18 protein-coding genes and 1 pseudogene are annotated in these 19,120 nt (G+C 40.5%); 16 read left to right on the forward strand and 3 right to left on the reverse strand.

All coding sequences use genetic code 11. The features are described from left to right. The first annotated feature begins 42 nt into the window (after positions 1–42). The 3 genes from ACQY3F_RS03990 (at position 43) to tnpA (ending at position 1,705) form a co-directional block, all read left to right on the forward strand. A complete protein-coding gene (locus ACQY3F_RS03990) occupies positions 43–444 on the forward strand; it encodes a hypothetical protein (protein ID WP_428353662.1) in 402 nt (133 codons plus the stop codon). A gap of 265 nt (positions 445–709) precedes the next feature. Further along, positions 710–1,180 carry a Uma2 family endonuclease gene (locus ACQY3F_RS03995; RefSeq protein ID WP_428353664.1) on the forward strand — a complete coding sequence of 157 codons (471 nt, stop codon included), beginning with the start codon at positions 710–712 and terminating at the stop codon, positions 1,178–1,180. A gap of 84 nt (positions 1,181–1,264) precedes the next feature. Beyond that, positions 1,265–1,705, forward strand: coding sequence for an IS200/IS605 family transposase (gene tnpA, locus ACQY3F_RS04000; RefSeq protein WP_428353666.1), 441 nt, complete (start codon positions 1,265–1,267; stop codon positions 1,703–1,705). A gap of 993 nt (positions 1,706–2,698) precedes the next feature. Here the strand turns inward: tnpA and ACQY3F_RS04005 are convergent. Further along, positions 2,699–3,184 (reverse strand): CinA family protein, encoded by a 486-nt coding sequence (locus tag ACQY3F_RS04005; protein ID WP_428353668.1) that lies wholly within the window; start codon positions 3,182–3,184, stop codon positions 2,699–2,701. A 301-nt stretch (positions 3,185–3,485) separates the two neighbouring features. Beyond that, the gene (locus ACQY3F_RS04010; protein WP_428352976.1) at positions 3,486–4,847 is read right to left on the reverse strand and encodes an IS1380 family transposase; all 1,362 of its coding nucleotides are present in this window, start codon (positions 4,845–4,847) and stop codon (positions 3,486–3,488) included. A gap of 274 nt (positions 4,848–5,121) precedes the next feature. Between ACQY3F_RS04010 and ACQY3F_RS04015 the strand changes: the two genes are divergently transcribed. The 11 genes and pseudogenes from ACQY3F_RS04015 to ACQY3F_RS04065 all read left to right on the forward strand — a co-directional run bounded on the left by ACQY3F_RS04015 (position 5,122) and on the right by ACQY3F_RS04065 (position 16,640). Next, positions 5,122–6,699 (forward strand): SulP family inorganic anion transporter, encoded by a 1,578-nt coding sequence (locus ACQY3F_RS04015; RefSeq protein ID WP_428353670.1) that lies wholly within the window; start codon positions 5,122–5,124, stop codon positions 6,697–6,699. 200 nt (positions 6,700–6,899) lie between these two features. Further along, positions 6,900–8,251 (forward strand): annotated as a pseudogene (locus ACQY3F_RS04020) (magnesium transporter). A 390-nt stretch (positions 8,252–8,641) separates the two neighbouring features. Beyond that, positions 8,642–9,610, forward strand: a complete 969-nt coding sequence (locus ACQY3F_RS04025; RefSeq protein WP_428353672.1) for a hypothetical protein — start codon at positions 8,642–8,644, stop codon at positions 9,608–9,610. A 267-nt stretch (positions 9,611–9,877) separates the two neighbouring features. Next, positions 9,878–11,239 (forward strand): IS1380 family transposase, encoded by a 1,362-nt coding sequence (locus ACQY3F_RS04030; protein ID WP_428352972.1) that lies wholly within the window; start codon positions 9,878–9,880, stop codon positions 11,237–11,239. 482 nt (positions 11,240–11,721) lie between these two features. Further along, positions 11,722–11,907 carry a hypothetical protein gene (locus ACQY3F_RS04035; RefSeq protein ID WP_428353674.1) on the forward strand — a complete coding sequence of 62 codons (186 nt, stop codon included), beginning with the start codon at positions 11,722–11,724 and terminating at the stop codon, positions 11,905–11,907. A 174-nt stretch (positions 11,908–12,081) separates the two neighbouring features. Beyond that, entirely contained in the window at positions 12,082–12,546 is a 465-nt protein-coding gene (locus ACQY3F_RS04040; protein ID WP_428353676.1) for a hypothetical protein, read from the forward strand. A gap of 38 nt (positions 12,547–12,584) precedes the next feature. Beyond that, positions 12,585–14,339, forward strand: coding sequence for a putative transposase (locus ACQY3F_RS04045; protein WP_428357602.1), 1,755 nt, complete (start codon positions 12,585–12,587; stop codon positions 14,337–14,339). A 275-nt stretch (positions 14,340–14,614) separates the two neighbouring features. Then, positions 14,615–14,872 carry a hypothetical protein gene (locus tag ACQY3F_RS04050; RefSeq protein WP_428353678.1) on the forward strand — a complete coding sequence of 86 codons (258 nt, stop codon included), beginning with the start codon at positions 14,615–14,617 and terminating at the stop codon, positions 14,870–14,872. A 22-nt stretch (positions 14,873–14,894) separates the two neighbouring features. Then, positions 14,895–15,398, forward strand: coding sequence for a transposase (locus tag ACQY3F_RS04055; protein WP_428353680.1), 504 nt, complete (start codon positions 14,895–14,897; stop codon positions 15,396–15,398). After that, positions 15,395–15,670: a hypothetical protein gene (locus ACQY3F_RS04060; protein ID WP_428353682.1), complete on the forward strand. Its 276-nt coding sequence runs from the start codon at positions 15,395–15,397 to the stop codon at positions 15,668–15,670. Before ACQY3F_RS04055 ends, ACQY3F_RS04060 begins: the two co-directional genes overlap by 4 nt. Positions 15,671–15,713: 43 nt before the next feature. Next, the gene (locus tag ACQY3F_RS04065; protein WP_428353683.1) at positions 15,714–16,640 is read left to right on the forward strand and encodes an ISAzo13-like element transposase-related protein; all 927 of its coding nucleotides are present in this window, start codon (positions 15,714–15,716) and stop codon (positions 16,638–16,640) included. 18 nt (positions 16,641–16,658) lie between these two features. Here the strand turns inward: ACQY3F_RS04065 and ACQY3F_RS04070 are convergent, their stop codons facing one another. Then, on the reverse strand, positions 16,659–17,855 hold the full coding sequence (locus tag ACQY3F_RS04070; protein ID WP_428353685.1) for an ISAzo13 family transposase: 1,197 nt from the start codon (positions 17,853–17,855) through the stop codon (positions 16,659–16,661). A gap of 79 nt (positions 17,856–17,934) precedes the next feature. Between ACQY3F_RS04070 and ACQY3F_RS04075 the strand changes: the two genes are divergently transcribed. After that, entirely contained in the window at positions 17,935–18,231 is a 297-nt protein-coding gene (locus ACQY3F_RS04075) for an ISAzo13-like element transposase-related protein (protein ID WP_428353687.1), read from the forward strand. A gap of 33 nt (positions 18,232–18,264) precedes the next feature. After that, positions 18,265–19,110 (forward strand): IS3 family transposase, encoded by an 846-nt coding sequence (locus tag ACQY3F_RS04080; RefSeq protein WP_428353689.1) that lies wholly within the window; start codon positions 18,265–18,267, stop codon positions 19,108–19,110. Positions 19,111–19,120: the final 10 nt, after the last annotated feature.

The following is a 19,120-nucleotide window of genomic DNA, read 5'->3' on the forward strand; positions in this document are numbered from 1 at the left end:
CAACATCAATTGAGTCTGAACACTAATGTAGGACACATAAAAATGGCACTAGCACAAGAAGACATAGAACAAATACAGGAGTTAATTAGACAATCCATCCTAGCAACACCTGAAGTTGGAAATGCTAATGTGCGTTATGAGTTAGAATTGCGTGAAAGAACGACCCGTGTGGAAGAAGAATTAAAGCATCAACGGGAGCTGATGTTAACCGGCTTTGCACAAATGGAAAAGCGTTTTGAGCAGGTGGATAAACGCTTTGAGCAGGTAGATAAGCGCTTTGAGCAAGTTGATAAACGGCTGGATCAGATAGACAAACAACTAGAAAAACAAAGCCAGGCAATAATGGATATACATCAAGAAATAAAACTTCAAATGCGCTGGAGCTTTGGTATGTTGCTAGGTATAGGCGGACTGGTCATAGGGATATTAAAACTGACAGGCTAACTATCAGTGTAGGTTGCGGGTGAGGCACGAACCCCAACGTTTGAAGGGTAACGCAGAATACTTTCACAGTCTCTTGAGCCTACATTTTAAAAGACGGACTAAAGATCCGCGCTCCATCGTGCTTAAGTGTGTCATGTTCATTCCTTTTCTCAAATTTCTAGCCTGACGAAAGGAATGAACAAGTGAGTAAACAAGTCGCAAAATCAAGTTGGCTGAGCCCCGTGGTCGCATGGTTTCTTTGATTTACATTAAAAGGTAATTTTATATGCAATGGCAAGAAGTATGTGAAAATCAAAATTTAAAAAACCTTCCCTTTAAAATAGAGCTTAACAGTCAAGGTAAAGTATTGATGACCCCCGTCAAAGTTAATCATTCAATCCTTCAGGGGAAAATTATAGGGCATCTATATAAGAACATAACAGGCGGGGAGGCATTAGCAGAATGTGCCATTAAAACAAAACAAGGGACAAAAGTTGCTGATGTTGCCTGGGCATCAGATAGTTTGCTTGAAAAAATAGAAAATGAAGTCGAGTGTTCAATAGCTCCTGAAATTTGCATAGAAGTACTATCTTTTTCAAATACAAAACGAGAGATTAATGAAAAAAAAATAATTTATTTTGAGCAAGGCGCAAAGGAATTCTGGGTATGTGACAGTTTTGGAAATATAAGTTTCTTTGTACAAGAAGGAAAGATTGAGCACTCAAAGATAGCTAAGAATTTCCCAGTGAGTATATAAGATTAGTCTTTATTTTCCATTCGTAAGGTTAAAACCTTCGCCTTTCAGGCGAACAGATTTATCTCAAATGCTATAATTTAAGAAATGGAATATCGCTATGGCAATCATACAGTTTACAACATCGAATACCATTTTGTATGGGTTACAAAATATAGATACCAAGTGTTAAGTGGGGATGTTAGTTTGCGAGTAAGGGAGTTGGTTAGGCAGACCTGTGAAGCATTTGAAATTAAGATTTTGTCAGGAGTTGTTAGTAAGGATCATGTGCATATAGTGGTTTCAGCGCCGCCAAACATGGCTCCTAGCGAGATAATGCGAAGGATAAAAGGGCGAAGTGCAAGAAAACTTTTTGAAGAGTATCCAGTATTGAAAAAGCGTTATTGGGAAAAGCATTTTTGGGCAAGAGGGTATTTTTGTGTCACGGTAGGGCAAATGAGCGAAGAAATGGTTACCAATTATTTGGAGCATCATTTTGAAGCAAATCCGAATGATAATTTTAAGGCAGAGTATGGTGAACCAAAATAACAGGGCTATTCGCCCTGTATCTCGACTTTCAGTCGCCAAACTCTCTAACCCACCCGTCTTTAAGCGGGTGGTTGTTTAGTGCCTGGGCTGACATTATAGGGCGAGTTTTTATCAGGTACTAACCTTGAGTGCCTGGTAAATTCCGAGTTTATTAAGGCAAGGATATCTTATCAATGTTTCCCTCGGTAGTCAGGCTAAGGCAGGTTAATGATCACTAACGACCCATAGCAGGCATTTGGTTATTTTAATTTTCAATCGATACTGACCCTAATGCTGCTTACTTAAGACAGAATTAATCAATTATTTCAATAAGATATAGATTAAAGAGACAATATTAGCATTTTCTTGAAAGGCACTAAAATCAACGCCGTACAATTGGCATAATGAAATCATGAAGGGACATACCTATTATAAGTTGCTGATTATTTATCCAATATTAAAAGGCAACAATCATAACTGATATTTTTATAATTTCAAGCTATTGATTAGTAATAATATTTTGTTAAGTAAGCAGTATTAGTTTCTGACCCTATTGGTTTGTCGAGAGTGATTCCAGGAAAGTTAAAAAAGCTTCTAGGCCTTTTACTGCGCCCAATCCACCATGATTTCCACCGCCATGAATTTGGGGTAATACATCAAATATTAAATCTATCATTTTCTCGTTTAAATTAATTGGCTAGAGTTTTTGAGAAAGGGTTTTATGCTTTGTATTATACGGTTATGGTTGCTTATTTCCTAGTGATTCGAAGTGGATTCAATTTTTCCACTTTATAAAAAGTGGTATCAATAACGCTAGCCTAATACGGTTAGTTTGAGTTTTTTATTTAATATGAAATATCTTGGGTTGGGTTGTATCCCTTATTTTTTTTGTAAAGTAAGGGATATGGCCTGAGTTATTATATTACCCATATGGCTTATATGGTAACAGCTAGGTTAAAGTTAATTAACAACTGTCGGTGCGTATTGTTTTACACGATGCAGCTAAAGCAGGACCTATTTATCCTTGAACGGTATTAGGTTTAGAGCGGTATAAACAGCTTGGCGACGAATTTCTTGCCTACTTCCGCTAAAATATTTTAGAGTCACTTGTGCTGGTTGAAATCTTTTTTGCCACGCGATATACACTGTTCCTACGGGTTTTTCAGCACTACCGCCTGTCGGCCCTGCAACCCCGGTAATTGAGATGGCGTAGTCAGCTAGGCTATTTTGCAATGTTCCCTGAGTCATTTCACTAGCAACTTCGGCACTGACAGCACCAAATTTTTCAATAGCCTTGCTCTGAACATTTAACATATCGATTTTAGAGGCATTGCTATAGGTAATAAAACCTCGGTCAAACCAGGCTGAACTGCCTGCGATCTCGGTAATACATTCCGCCAACCAACCCCCGGTACAGGATTCAGCGGTTGCGATTCGCGCCTGTGTCTTACTTAAATAGTTCCCCAGCTTTTCAGAAGCTAGATTTAGATTGGTATTCATATGCTTGCTATTAATAGTAAAGCTAAGGACAATACTTTGCTAAAATTAAACACTAATTATATAGTACCTAAATCCTGCAAGCCCATATTTTGACTCTCATTAACCTGTCTAGCTAAGTGGTTATTAGGTTTTTACTGCCGCTTTGCCAGCCCTCTTTGTCCAACCGATCAAAATATCCAGATTTAAATCATAAATAGAGGAAATTTTTTGTATCGTATGGATATCCCCCGAGCCCAAGGCAATAAACACCCTGCCAACGTGCCATGACCTTTTAATCAAAGTGACTTAACTTCGGTTAATGTTAAGCGAGTAACCCCACCTTAACCCAATCATCCCATTCCTGTGGATAGAGCGGACCTGCAGGTGTTCTGACTCTCAGCTGATTATTGCCTGTGAGTAATTTTCCAGCCACCCGAATCAGATAAGTACGAAGTGTATCCGGCTCCCATTGGCACAACGTTTTGTTGCCACTCAATTGAGCCATCCAGCGCACGGTATTGTAGGCAAGAACGGCGCAATGAAATAATGCGGCATTAGCCAGAAATTGATTCGTTCTGATTTTACCTAAACCCATTTGTGATTTTGCTTCTTCAATCCATGTTTCGCACGTCGCTCGTTCACCATACTTCTTATGTGTTTGCCAAGGCGATAGAGGTTCAGTTGTTACATAACAAAAATAGTCATATTCTGCCGTATCCCAAAGCTCGGACTGAGGTCCTGTCACTTGTTTAGGTTGCTTTATCCTGACCGCGACAAACTGACGAGAGCGAGACCAGCCACCACAACGATATTGAAACTCGCTCTGCTCCCAACCGGGTCGGCCTTGTATGGCTGTCCAGGCCTGTTTGGCCAGCAATGCGTTCAAATTCTTAAGTTTAACCTTTATTAGATACCCATGCCCTCTGGTATCGAGAAATTCAAGCAAATCACCGACAAAATAACCACTGTCACCGCGAAAAATAATGCGCATCCGATTGGGCAAGTGTGCAAGTAACTGTTTGGTAAATTCTACAACACCATTGCTTGTAAAGGCATTGCCTGTCCGGAACCAGGCTTGTAAAATTTCTTTTGTTTCCGCTAGAAAAGCGAGTTGTGGATGGTATGAACGGGCACCTTTCTTTTTGGGGTTGAAGCCTTTGGCACTTCCTTCTTGTCGACCACAAACGGTGTCCACAGTTGAATCGACATCGACCCACTGGACGGATTGTATGCCAGTTTTCGATTTTCCGGAACGAAGCAATCGCCGCCAGTGTTGACCACGCAAAGTATGCGTGAGCGTTTCAAACTGGCTTATCTGCCTATCACTTACTTCTTTAAAGATCCGTAAAATTGTGGTTTCAACAGGAATCTTTATCCAGCCAGCTACTTTGCGCAGTACGCTATCTGCCCATACGGTCGTCACCTTTGCCATTGATGTTGCTCCCCCCATCATGCCAACCAACGTCAATAGAACCACATCAGATAAGTGATGGTCTGCATTTTCACCCCGCCGATGTGGAACGCTTTGTTTTACGGTTTTTTCAAAACCTATCCTGTCTAAATATTTCACGACGGGAATCAGTCCCGCCTGGCTTGTCAATCCATGTGCTGTAGATGTCATTTTTACCGTTCGGGTACGGTTTCTTACGTGAGATGAGGATTTTGATACTTTAGAGGGCTTCATTAAAACAATGAGATAGTGAAATCAGGAAAATGATATTATATCATTGTTTAATAAGGAGTTTTGTGGATTATTATGTATAATGCTTGCAGGATTTAGGTATTATAAAGTTCTTCCGGCATTCGTATAAACATTGAAGAAAGTGGATGGTTTGAATAAGTCAGCAGTTATTTCTGAATGCGGTTTGTACCGATAATTCTAATAAACTACACTCCACTAGAAATGTTAATAATGCCATAATATCTGCCAGAAAAAACCTTCACGACAAGAGATAAAAATGATTCACAAACACTTTGATTATTACAAGTCTTATATAAAGCAGGATATTGCCGCGGGTTTAGTGGTTTTCCTTGTTGCACTCCCCTTATGCCTTGGGATTGCCCTGGCATCTGGAGCTCCTCTGTTTTCTGGGGTTATTGCAGGGCTCATTGGCGGGCTTCTCGTCTCTTGGCTTAGCGGATCACAACTCAGTGTTTCTGGTCCGGCTGCTGGCTTAACGGTTATTGTATTTTCTGCTATTGAACAACTCGGTAGTTATAACGGCTTTTTGGTCTGTGTCGCCTTAGCCGGGGTTATTCAATTAATCTTTGGCTATCTTCGCGCGGGAGTGATTGGTGCCTTTTTTCCTTCAGCTGTGATTAAAGGGATGTTAGCTGCAATTGGTTTGATTCTGATTATCAAACAATTACCTCATGCTGTTGGTTATGATAAAAATTTCGAAGCTGATGAAGGCTATATGGATGAAACGGCGGCTGAAAGTTTTAATAATGTATTTGATGCCTTCGCATCTATCTCGACCGGTGCATCTGCAATTACCCTGGGGGCATTAATAATCCTGATTCTCTGGGACACCGCTTTTATTAAACGTTTAAGCGTACTTAAACACATACCTGGTCAGTTAGTGACAGTTGCCTGGGGGATCGGTTTTAATGCCGCAGCCTTACAATGGTTCCCAGACTATGCGGTTTCGAGCAAGCATCTGGTTTCTCTGCCTATAACCGATAGCCTACCCGATTTTATTAATTTATTTACCTTTCCTGATTTCAGCTTTCTCGCTCGGCCTGATGTTTATATTATTGCCATGACTCTGGCAATAATCGGAAGTCTGGAAAGCTTATTAAGCCTGGAAGCCGTAGACAAACTGGATCCATTAAGACGTATTGCCCCAACAAACCGAGAGTTAAAAGCACAAGGGGTAGGTAATCTGCTTAGCGGCTTAATTGGAGGTTTACCCCTTACTGCGGTTATTGTGCGCAGTTCAGCTAATATTAATGCCGGGGGTCGTACGCGTATATCCAGTTTTGTTCACGGTATTTTCTTATTGCTTAGTATCCTGTTTATTGCTCAGACCTTAAACTTGATTCCACTTGCGTGTCTGGCCGCTATTTTATTACAAACGGGATATAAATTAGCCAAACCACAGCTATTTTTCTCTATGTATGCGCAAGGCTGGAATCAATTCTTACCTTTTTTATTAACCGTTACAGCCATTTTATTTACTGACTTATTACTGGGTGTAGTTATTGGTATAGGGATTGGTATGATTTTTGTAATGAGGTCAAATTATCACGAATCCATTACTCTAGAGACTGGGGATAAATATGCTACATTGTCACTCAATAAAGACGTATCATTTTTGAATAAGGCATTATTAAGAAAACTGTTAAATAAAGTTCAGCAAAACTCGATACTGGTTATTGATGCTTCTCATGCCAGTTTTATTGATCATGATATTCAGGAAACTCTGGTGGATTTCCTGAAAACGGCTAAGAGTGAGAATATTGAGGTTAAAATGTGTGGGTTTAGTGAAGATCAATTGCCAGACCCTGACAAGGCCGTTATCGGTGCACATTAGAGCCTATAATTAGGCTCCTGGAAACACACATCATCCAACTTTGCTGATCTTTTTGTCCGTCATTAGCACTGTAGCAATCGTTTCGTAGCCAGCTATGCGCCTACTGCTACCGCACTAATGACAAACAAAAATCCTGCCGCTAGAATCCGCTTCCGTGACCGCGCGAAGTATATAAACAAAAATAATAATCAAACAATACTATGCTGACAACTGACGATAATTCTAATAACCATCAAATTCATGGCCTACCGAAAGATGCAGAAAACCCAGGGAAAATTGCCAAAAAATTACTCCAGCAGTATGAAGCTGATGTGGGTGTGTTTTTTACTGAAATAGCACTATTACCATTAGAAACATTGTGCAAAATACTCTTTGAATTACCCAGTCATATCTTTGAAGAAACTTTTTCACGTATACCCCATAAAAAGATGGCAACTGCGCTCTCGCACCTAACCAGTGATGACCTGACCGATTTTTTGCAACGCGTCAGACAGTATGATCAGAATTACGCCAAGAGTACCTATCATTTGCTAGCGCCTGACGAACAAGCGGAGGTTCACCAACTTTCACAATTTCCAGAAGACCAGGCCGGGGCCTATATGCAAATGGAAATGGTCACAGCAGAGTTAAAAGATACCCTGGCAAAAGTGAAGCAAAAAGTCCGCAACTTTAGAATAGAGGAACCGGATAGCCCGATTTTTAAATTATTTGTCGTCGATGCTGACCAACACCTGGTGGCAGTACTGCATTTTACTGATCTATTACTCTTTACTGACCGGGACACCATGCAGGAAATCATTGATCGGGCGGCAGTACACCACCATAAACCGCTGAGCATTCATGACACCACGCCGATAGAAAAAGTTATCCAGTTATTTGAAGAATATGAGCTGAGTGTCATTGCCGTGATCAATCAGGAAGAGCAACTGCAAGGTCGCATAGTGTTCGAAGATATCTACGATTTAATTCGTACCCAGGAACATAGCCAGGCACTGAAAATGGCCGGGGCAGATAAAGATGCTGAAGAGGAGAGCTTAGACTCCGCACGTAAGGCAAGATTACACTGGTTGTTGATTAATCTGGTGGCCTTAACTTGTGCCGCAATGGTAGTGAATGTGTTTGCTGAAACGATTGAGCACATCGTGGCACTCGCCGTCCTTATGCCGATAGTTGCCGCATTAGGTGGCAATGTGGGAAACCAGGCAGTCACGGTAACGGTTAGAAAAATCGCCCTGGGTCAGGTTGACTGGCAAAGCGCTTACCCGGTGGTTCTAAGGGAAATGAAAATGAGTAGTATCAATGGGCTCATTATGGGAGGCGCAGTATCCATCCTGACTTTGATATGGTTTCACCAGCCACTATTAGGTGTCGTGATTGCCATAGCTGTTATCGTCAATTTAGCCATCGCCGGTTTAATCGGCTCACTATACCCTTATTAATTAAAAAATTTGGTGGAGACCCTGCCATTGCATCGCCGTTATTACTAACCACCGCTACCGATGCAATCGGCTTTTTTGTATTTTTAGGTCTGGCTGAAATTATCTTAATTTAGACGACTCTGTTACTGCCCTACAGGAAAATTAAATATCCACGTTCTAAGAACGTGATTTTATTACACTCTAGGGGGCCGTCCGAGAATAGAAGCCGTAGCGAGGGAAAGCTATTTTGACTCAAGTTTTTCGATTATTACAGGAGAATAGCGGGCTCTTTAACGAAAATAATCGGGGGATTTGACCAAAATCATCTTTTCCGCAGTAGGCTTTCTATTCTCAGACAGCCTCCTAATACAGCACCTTGTTGGAAAGAAGGATGTTTTTAGCATCGGTGGTGTTCAAAAATCATGTGGAGTGCAATAGCTTTAACAGTATTTTCAATCATATTATGATAAGGTCTGATTAAACTTGCTTATTTATAGTTACTCTCAGAATGGGGTTAACCATTTATGAGCAAATTCATTAATTTAATTAAGATTGCTCTATGTGAAATAGAGCCAATCGAGGATGCTGAGATGAAAAACATATTATATTTGGCTATTCTGCCATTGTTATTAACCGTAACAACGGCTTATTCTGAAACTTGCCCCTCAATACCGAACTACAATACCGCTACTAAAATTTTAAATCTTCAATGTCTCTCTGTTAATGGTTCTCCCACCCATTTTCGTGTAGATATGCAAGGAACAGAATCAGAAGCAGGGTTGTCGTTTACCCCTACTTTAATTGAACGTAATCCATATCCATATGTTGACATATCAAACCCTGAAAATCCTATGGAATGGGTTGGTAGAGCACATAATGATGGTGTACGCTTTGTTTTGATAGGTCTAGACGGTGTTAGAGAGCCAATAGTTGACAATGGATTGCGTGAAATTGATATTTTGCACAGTAATATACTTGAACTGACCAATGACTACTTCAATGTTGAATTAACAACTACATTGGATGGCATCGAGCTTTCTCCTGAAGAAGCAATAGCAAAACTACACGGTGGCGGGGCTATTACTGATAGAGGTAAGCAAATTTTAACCGAATTCTTCAATATTTTGCCTGACGATGAGATGTCTTTACCTGTATTGATATCCCGGATACGCGATTTTGAGGAATCTATATCAAATAGCTACACCTTTCCTCCAGTAGTATCAGGCCCCACATTTCCTGATCCTACTACACGTATATTGGTAAAGCCTACAGTAGGACAATTAACAACTAACGATTTACGAGTTTTTTATTCAATTGCTTCAATAGCTAGACATAGCGCTAAATTATGGGCGCCAAAAGAGCAAGGTGGTGATGGAACACAGTTGCGGATTAAATGGTGGAAAATATTAATAGCAGATGCTGTTGGTGGAGTTATTGGGGGAGTCCCTGGTGCTGTTGGTGTTTCTACTGCAGTTGCTCTTGGATCAGACTGATTTTCTGTAACTGCTCACTTAGGCGCCTGGAAACAAATAATCGCCCAATATTTGTTTCCAGGCGCCTTACCCCTTCAATTTAAGCCGCTTTATCAATTTTAAACTAATAGCAACGCCAGGGTCAGGCCTAGGCTGTCGAAATATAGCATTTAAATTTTAAATATATATTACCTAAATCCTGCAAGCATTATACATAATAATCCACAAAACTCCTTATTAAACAATGATATAATATCATTTTCCTGATTTCACTATCTCATTGTTTTAATGAAGCCCTCTAAAGTATCAAAATCCTCATCTCACGTAAGAAACCGTACCCGAACGGTAAAAATGACATCTACAGCACATGGATTGACAAGCCAGGCGGGACTGATTCCCGTCGTGAAATATTTAGACAGGATAGGTTTTGAAAAAACCGTAAAACAAAGCGTTCCACATCGGCGGGGTGAAAATGCAGACCATCACTTATCTGATGTGGTTCTATTGACGTTGGTTGGCATGATGGGGGGAGCAACATCAATGGCAAAGGTGACGACCGTATGGGCAGATAGCGTACTGCGCAAAGTAGCTGGCTGGATAAAGATTCCTGTTGAAACCACAATTTTACGGATCTTTAAAGAAGTAAGTGATAGGCAGATAAGCCAGTTTGAAACGCTCACGCATACTTTGCGTGGTCAACACTGGCGGCGATTGCTTCGTTCCGGAAAATCGAAAACTGGCATACAATCCGTCCAGTGGGTCGATGTCGATTCAACTGTGGACACCGTTTGTGGTCGACAAGAAGGAAGTGCCAAAGGCTTCAACCCCAAAAAGAAAGGTGCCCGTTCATACCATCCACAACTCGCTTTTCTAGCGGAAACAAAAGAAATTTTACAAGCCTGGTTCCGGACAGGCAATGCCTTTACAAGCAATGGTGTTGTAGAATTTACCAAACAGTTACTTGCACACTTGCCCAATCGGATGCGCATTATTTTTCGCGGTGACAGTGGTTATTTTGTCGGTGATTTGCTTGAATTTCTCGATACCAGAGGGCATGGGTATCTAATAAAGGTTAAACTTAAGAATTTGAACGCATTGCTGGCCAAACAGGCCTGGACAGCCATACAAGGCCGACCCGGTTGGGAGCAGAGCGAGTTTCAATATCGTTGTGGTGGCTGGTCTCGCTCTCGTCAGTTTGTCGCGGTCAGGATAAAGCAACCTAAACAAGTGACAGGACCTCAGTCCGAGCTTTGGGATACGGCAGAATATGACTATTTTTGTTATGTAACAACTGAACCTCTATCGCCTTGGCAAACACATAAGAAGTATGGTGAACGAGCGACGTGCGAAACATGGATTGAAGAAGCAAAATCACAAATGGGTTTAGGTAAAATCAGAACGAATCAATTTCTGGCTAATGCCGCATTATTTCATTGCGCCGTTCTTGCCTACAATACCGTGCGCTGGATGGCTCAATTGAGTGGCAACAAAACGTTGTGCCAATGGGAGCCGGATACACTTCGTACTTATCTGATTCGGGTGGCTGGAAAATTACTCACAGGCAATAATCAGCTGAGAGTCAGAACACCTGCAGATCCGCTCTATCCACAGGAATGGGATGATTGGGTTAAGGTGGGGTTACTCGCTTAACATTAACCGAAGTTAAGTCACTTTGATTAAAAGGTCATGGCACGTTGGCAGGGTGTTTATTGCCTTGGGCTCGGGGGATATCCATACGATACAAAAAATTTCCTCTATTTATGATTTAAATCTGGATATTTTGATCGGTTGGACAAAGAGGGCTGGCAAAGCGGCAGTAAAAACCTAATAACCACTTAGCTAGACAGGTTAATGAGAGTCAAAATATGGGCTTGCAGGATTTAGGTATTATTCAATGTCTTGAAAAATGTAATCCGATTAAAAAGACGACATATAGTCCCAATTCAGCTCTCTAATTTCTCCCGCGTATTAAATAATCAATCACTTACAAATATTTAGAAGGGTTAACTTTGCCAGAATAAAATTATAATTTCCTTTATTGTTATCATGTTATGGATTATAGTTAATCTAATTTGAAGTATTTTTTAAGGGGTGAAAACCCCAAAAAATAGAGAATGGGAAGACCCCAATCCATGATTCAACTATCAAAAATATTACACAGCCGTGATAACTGGAAACGCACAACCATCGAATGCCGCTATGAAATTCGGGAATTTAAAAAAACTAAACAGCGTCACCTGAAAAAAATAGCAGAGCTTAAGCAAGAGAATCGTGAGTTAAGACAACAGGCACTTGAGGTAAAAAAAACACGATTTTAATTTCAGACATCTTGATTCGCTATCCTGAAAGAAATCCATTAAAACTTAAACTAGGCAATATAATTAAAGGGTTAGGGAATTATTGTCAAATGATTGATATTTTCAGCTAAAGAAATGAAAACGGTACTCATTTAGGTTAAACTAAGCCCTCATATCATACGAGGTATTCAATTAATGCAGCAACTCATGCTCCCAATAATTCCTCAGGGTACGACTATTATAAATGGTCAGGTCAGTGTTGATAACCGAAATGATGAGTGGTTTTATTTCCTCGGCGGTATCCCGATCTATTCTCACCAGGCTGACAATAAGAGATTATTTAGACTTCACACCTCTCAACTCATCAATACCGGCTCCTGTCGTTCAATCGATATTATTACAACCTTTGGTGTCTCTAAAAGTAGTGTTATGCGCTCATTAAGGCAACTACGAGAAAAAGGGGCTGATTCGTTTTTTGAACCTCGCCCGACTCGCAAGGGAGGACCACTCTTTACGCTTGAGGTTTTGCAGCAAGCTCAGGAATATCTGGATCAAGGTATGACGCCTAACGAAGCCGCTAAAGAATTAGGCATCCGGGCAGATACCTTTCGCAAGGCGATCAGTGATGGACGTTTAAAAAAAAGTCTGCCGTATCAATAGACCCCAATGATGGCAGTACCAAATCAGCCCGTGATATTATTGATGCCAGTGCAGCCGAGTCACTCGGTACGGCCTGCACTCGAGTAGAAGAGCGAATCCAGGCGGCTTTGGGTGAGCAGGAAAAGGGAGCCTCAATCGAATTCGAATCCTGTTTAGATGTTCCTAAAGGCGGTGTGTTATGTGCATTGCCCGCGTTACTTAGCAATGGCTTATTAAATGACATTGAGCACCACCTTGGCAAACTGACAGGTTATTATCAAACCTTTCATATCCTATTGCTACTCGCCTTTATGGGACTATGTCGCATCAAAAATGCCGAACAACTTCGCGAGCATGCACCGGGTGAATTCGGCAAACTACTTGGCCTGGATCGGGTTCCCGAAGTGCGCTGTTTAAGAACCAAAGTAAAAGGACTGTCTGATCCAGAATCAGTTGAAAGCTGGGCGGCCGACCTCAGTCGACAATGGATGGAAAATGAACCAGAGGCAGCAGGAACACTCTACATAGATGGTCATGTCCGTGTCTATCATGGACACTTGACTAAACTTCCCAAACGGCATGTTTCACGCGAAAAACTCTGCTTACGGGGTATCACCGACTACTGGGTTAATGATGGTACGGGGCGTCCCTTCTTTGTCGTTGAAAAAACGGTGGATCCGGGCTTACTAAAAACGCTGGAAGAAGATATCGTCCCCCGATTACTCAAAGACATTCCGAATCAACCGAGTGCACAAGCATTACAGCAAAACAAACAAGCCTGTCGTTTTATCCTGGTGTTTGATAGAGAAGGCTATAGCCCCGCATTCTTTAGAAAGATGTGGGACAAGCATCGTGTCGCTTGCATGACCTATCATAAATTTCCCACCGAAAATTGGCCACTGGACAATTTTTCCAGTCAGGAGATCACACTACCGAGTGGTGAAAAAGTCATCATGAAACTCGCCGAACGAGGCAGTCTGGTTGGAACCAAAAAACAGGCGATGTGGATGAGAGAAGTGCGCAAGTTGACTGATTCTGGTCACCAAACCAGTATTATTACCACAGCCTATGAACTAGAGTTGACGGCTGTTTCTGGGCGAATGTTTAGCCGGTGGTGCCAAGAGAACTTTTTTAGATATATGAAGCACCACTATGGGCTAGATATGCTACAGGAGCATGGAATAGAGCCACTATCCGATACCCAAAAGGTGGTCAACCCTGATAGGCGCCAACAGGAAGGACAGCGTAATTCGATACAATCCAAACTCAATTACCGTCTATCTCGATTTGCAGCGATGGAACTTCATCCGGTGATTAAAAAAGATGAAACGGAAGATGTGAAATACAAGAAATGGGAAAGAAAACGAGCAGAATTACTCGAAGAAATAGAGCATTATGAAAATGAACTAAAAACCATCAAGGAAAAACTAAGCCAAACGCCCAAACACATTACCTGGCAAGAGTTGAGAGACGAAGATAAGTTCGAACAGCTTCTGCCAGGGAAAAAGCGGCTGATAGATACTGTCAACATGATCGCTTATCGGGCAGAAACAGCAATGGCCGCTCTGCTAACCTCACCGACAATCGATTTTCCGATGGCAAGGCAACTATTACAAACGCTGTTTGTGACAGAAGCAGATATATTACCCGATGAAGTAAAAAAACAACTTCGGATACGTGTGCATAGTACTTCCCGACCTGCAAGTAATAAAGCAATAGAAAAGTTATTTGAACAACTCAATCAAACGGAACTCAATTATCCAGGAACCGATCTGCGCTTAATTTATGAGCTGACTTCATCCGCAAAAAATTAGGAAATGGTCTCAAATTAGTTTCGTCTGAATCAAGATGTCTGAATTTAAAGAGAGACGCAAAGAAGGCTAAATCTACCGCTCTTGCCGAGGTAGGAAATAGTTCGCAACTCATTGATATAAAGGATGCAGATCAAACTCGTGTTCTTTGTATTTTACTGACACTGAATGCCGTTGTTTCTTATCGTAGTGTTCCACGTATTCTCGAGTTGTTTAAGTCAAAAACAAACACTGCAGTTGGCGGGATTCCTCATTTCACCTCCGTGATCAACTGGAGTTTGCGCTTAGGATTAGGGATTCTAACTCAAGTACAGACAGTCACTAAGCCCTGGGTTGCCATTATTGACCACTCTATTGATATAGGGACTAAAAAAGCCTTGGTCGTTCTGCGGGTTGAAGTGGATGCCTTATCAAAACGGGGATCTGCCATTCGACTGGAAGACTGTGAGTGCATTGGTCTCACGGTATCCGACAAAGTCACTGGCGACACTATCTGCCCCGAATTCCCCCTATGTCAACATACCTGTCGCCTGTAAAATTTTATTTTAGGAGACAGAAATGGCATTATATAATCAGGAATTCAAAGTACAATCTGTAGAAAAAGCATTATCCAGACGATCTGATCAAACGCTTAACACTATTGCCGATGATTTACGTATTGGTTATTCAACACTTCAAAGATGGATCCACTTAGCCAAGAAGAATAAATTAGAGAAACCCGAAACAAGTATGTCAAAAGAAAAAAGCCCTCAGGATTGGGCTAAAGCACAACGTCTTGAGGCCGTAATGGACTGCCACAGCCTGAACGGCGAGCAGCTTAGCTCATATTGCCGAGAAAATGGAATTTACCCGCATCATGTGAAGGAGTGGAAATCAGATTTTTTATCAGAAAAGCAAGCATCTAATTCTGTTTCCAGGCAAGAACAAAAGAAACTTAAACAAGAAAACAAACGCTTACAGAAAGAGCTCAATCGCAAGGATAGAGCGCTCTCTGAAACAGCCGCCTTACTGGTATTATCAAAAAAGTGCCAAGCGATCTGGGGGGAAAAGGAGGTCGCTTGATCTCCTACCCAGATCGCAAGCAATACTGTGCATTCATTGACGAGGCGGTACAAAATGGCGCAAGACAGCATCTGGCTTGTGAGCTTGTTGGCATTGCATCTCGTACTTATCAACGGTGGAACCAGGGGAAGAAATTATCAGAAGACCAAAGAATTTACAATGATTCTCCTGCGCACAACAAGTTATCAGATGTTATTAGGCAAGACATACTAAGGGAGATGGAAAGAAATAATCATCCAAACGAAGTAAGCTTGTGTCTCAATAATTTATAATAATGAATTCTGAATTTATTCTCACACTAGGCAGATAAGCTTGTTGATATTAACAGATAGCATTATAGGTTGGATTATAAATACAGCCCATCGTTTAAAAGGCTCGGTACGTCGTATATTCATGGCTGAAACGGTGGAGCTACTAGGCTCAGGTGGTGCAAGTATTGCTGAAGAAAAACTAGGATGGAATAGAGGCACTATCCGAAAAGGACAATATGAACTTGAAACTCAGCCCATAGAAGATAATTTTTCAGCGAGAGGGCGTAATAAAAGTGAAGAGCATTTTCCTCATCTACTTGATGACATAAAAAAAATTGCTGAACCGGAGTGTCAAACGGATCCCTCTTTTAATTCCTGTCGATTATATACCCGGCTAACGGCTAAAGAAGTTAGAAAACGTTTACTGGAGATTGATTATTACGATGAAAAAACATTACCTTGCTCAAAAACTATCAATACAAAATTAAATGACCTGAGTTACCATCCAAAAAAGGTACAAAAAACAAAGCCTCATAAGAAAATCAAGGAAACGGATGCAATTTTTGAACAAGTTCATTCAGTCAATGGAATGGCAGATATCAACCCAAAAGAGATTCGTATATCAATTGATGCCAAAGCAAGAATGAATATAGGAAATTTTTCACGGGGAGGACGAAATCGGGTTTTAACAAAAGCAGAGGATCATGATTTAGATGTTAAGGAAAAGTTAACTCCTTTTGGTTTTTATCTGCCTGAACATGATGATTTTTTCCTTTTCTTTACAGCAGGCTATGCCAGCAGTGATTTCATCGTTGACCGATTGGAAGAAATTTGGCCAGAAATTCAAGAAAAATATGGAGTAGATATTCTGACAATTAACGCTGACAATGGTATGGAGAACAGTAGCTCCAGAACTCAGTTTATAAAAAGGCTTGTGGAGTTTGCTGAAAAAAGCAACATAAAGATAAAACTGGCCTACTACCCTCCTTAGGGAGATGGAAAGAAATAATCATCCAGAACAACCAGGAGAAATGGTCAAAAACCATTTCTCCAACGATGGCATTCGGTCAACAAACTGATAATACGTCTTCATTGCTTTTTTACCTACCTTTACTCCTGTTTCATATATTTTTTCTGTTAATTTAACAAGAGGTGCTTTGCCATTGTAGGTCATACTTTTGGCAAATTTTAAAGTTGTTTCAACTGTATCCATTATGTCGCCACTAATATGATTTTCATAGGCTCCCCATACTCGTTCAATTGGGTTATATTTACTATGATAAGGAGGGTAGTAGGCCAGTTTTATCTTTATGTTGCTTTTTTCAGCAAACTCCACAAGCCTTTTTATAAACTGAGTTCTGGAGCTACTGTTCTCCATACCATTGTCAGCGTTAATTGTCAGAATATCTACTCCATATTTTTCTTGAATTTCTGGCCAAATTTCTTCCAATCGGTCAACGATGAAATCACTGCTGGCATAGCCTGCTGTAAAGAAAAGGAAAAAATCATCATGTTCAGGCAGATAAAAACCAAAAGGAGTTAACTTTTCCTTAACATCTAAATCATGATCCTCTGCTTTTGTTAAAACCCGATTTCGTCCTCCCCGTGAAAAATTTCCTATATTCATTCTTGCTTTGGCATCAATTGATATACGAATCTCTTTTGGGTTGATATCTGCCATTCCATTGACTGAATGAACTTGTTCAAAAATTGCATCCGTTTCCTTGATTTTCTTATGAGGCTTTGTTTTTTGTACCTTTTTTGGATGGTAACTCAGGTCATTTAATTTTGTATTGATAGTTTTTGAGCAAGGTAATGTTTTTTCATCGTAATAATCAATCTCCAGTAAACGTTTTCTAACTTCTTTAGCCGTTAGCCGGGTATATAATCGACAGGAATTAAAAGAGGGATCCGTTTGACACTCCGGTTCAGCAATTTTTTTTATGTCATCAAGTAGATGAGGAAAATGCTCTTCACTTTTATTACGCCCTCTCGCTGAAAAATTATCTTCTATGGGCTGAGTTTCAAGTTCATATTGTCCTTTTCGGATAGTGCCTCTATTCCATCCTAGTTTTTCTTCAGCAATACTTGCACCACCTGAGCCTAGTAGCTCCACCGTTTCAGCCATGAATATACGACGTACCGAGCCTTTTAAACGATGGGCTGTATTTATAATCCAACCTATAATGCTATCTGTTAATATCAACAAGCTTATCTGCCTAGTGTGAGAATAAATTCAGAATTCATTATTATAAATTATTGAGACACAAGCTTACTTCGTTTGGATGATTATTTCTTTCCATCTCCCTTATCATAGTAAATATAACCCAATTGAACGAGTATGGGGAGCCTATGAAAATCATATTAGTGGCGACATAATGGATACAGTTGAAACAACTTTAAAATTTGCCAAAAGTATGACCTACAATGGCAAAGCACCTATTGTTAAATTAACAGAAAAAATATATGAAACAGGAGTAAAGGTAGGTAAAAAAGCAATGAAGACGTATTATCAGTTTGTTGACCGAATGCCATCGTTGGAGAAATGGTTTTTGACCATTTCTCCTGGTTGTTCTGGATGATTATTTCTTTCCATCTCCCTAAGGGTTATTAATTTGCCTGAATATAGCACATTAACCCCTTACCAAATAGTGCCTACTTTATTAGACATCGGTGAATATATTGCATCAGAATCAACATTTTACCGAGTAATGAAAGAGTATAATCAACTTAAACACAGAGATAAAGGGACAGCAGCTCAGCGTAAGAAACCCCGGTCACTAAAAGCGACTGCAGCCAATGAAATCTATTCCTGGGATATTACCTATTTATTAAGCCCGGTAAAGGGGCAATACTACTATTTGTATATGGTGATGGATATTTACAGCCGGAAAACAGTCGGCTGGCAGGTTCATGATTGTGAATCAAGTGCTCATGCCGCTGATTTGATAGAAGATATTGCCTGCCGAGAAAAAATAGATAAAAACCAGTTGGTGATTCATTCTGACAATGGAAGCCCGATGAAAGGTGCAACATTGAGAGCAAAAATGATTGATTTAGACATCAGTCCTTCGTATAGCCGGCCGCGCGTTAGCAACGACAACCCTTATTCGGAGTCCTTATTTAAAACCGTCAAATATCATTATACCTTCCCAGAAGATCCGTTTACATGTTTAAAAGAAGCAAGAGATTGGGTGGAAGGATTTGTGGATTGGTATAACGATGAACACCAACACAGCGCGATTAAATTTGTAACACCTAATCAACGTCATAATGGCTTAGATAGGGCAATACTGGAGAACAGAAAGAAAGTTATTGAACAAGCGAAGGTGCGTCATCCTGAGCGCTGGAATGGGCGTAATACAAGGAATTTAAGTCCCATAAAGACTGTTTTTCTGAACCCTGACAAGGATGATATTAACTCGGAAGAAAACGAATTAAAGTTGAAAAATGTAGCTTAAGCGAACAATA

It is taken from the genome of Methyloprofundus sp. (genome assembly GCF_965251085.1).
Taxonomy (GTDB): Bacteria; Pseudomonadota; Gammaproteobacteria; order Methylococcales; family Methylomonadaceae; genus Methyloprofundus.

Coding starts and splice junctions, on each gene's coding strand:
- ACQY3F_RS04055 (WP_428353680.1), top strand. CDS start 14,895: ATGGCATTATATAATCAGGAATTCAAAGTACAATCTGTAGAAAAAGCA.
- ACQY3F_RS04010 (WP_428352976.1), bottom strand. CDS start 4,847: ATGAAGCCCTCTAAAGTATCAAAATCCTCATCTCACGTAAGAAACCGT.
- ACQY3F_RS04005 (WP_428353668.1), bottom strand. CDS start 3,184: ATGAATACCAATCTAAATCTAGCTTCTGAAAAGCTGGGGAACTATTTA.
- ACQY3F_RS04030 (WP_428352972.1), top strand. CDS start 9,878: ATGAAGCCCTCTAAAGTATCAAAATCCTCATCTCACGTAAGAAACCGT.
- ACQY3F_RS04015 (WP_428353670.1), top strand. CDS start 5,122: ATGATTCACAAACACTTTGATTATTACAAGTCTTATATAAAGCAGGAT.
- ACQY3F_RS03990 (WP_428353662.1), top strand. CDS start 43: ATGGCACTAGCACAAGAAGACATAGAACAAATACAGGAGTTAATTAGA.
- ACQY3F_RS04025 (WP_428353672.1), top strand. CDS start 8,642: ATGAGCAAATTCATTAATTTAATTAAGATTGCTCTATGTGAAATAGAG.
- ACQY3F_RS04035 (WP_428353674.1), top strand. CDS start 11,722: ATGATTCAACTATCAAAAATATTACACAGCCGTGATAACTGGAAACGC.
- ACQY3F_RS03995 (WP_428353664.1), top strand. CDS start 710: ATGCAATGGCAAGAAGTATGTGAAAATCAAAATTTAAAAAACCTTCCC.
- ACQY3F_RS04040 (WP_428353676.1), top strand. CDS start 12,082: ATGCAGCAACTCATGCTCCCAATAATTCCTCAGGGTACGACTATTATA.
- tnpA (WP_428353666.1), top strand. CDS start 1,265: ATGGAATATCGCTATGGCAATCATACAGTTTACAACATCGAATACCAT.
- ACQY3F_RS04075 (WP_428353687.1), top strand. CDS start 17,935: ATGATTATTTCTTTCCATCTCCCTTATCATAGTAAATATAACCCAATT.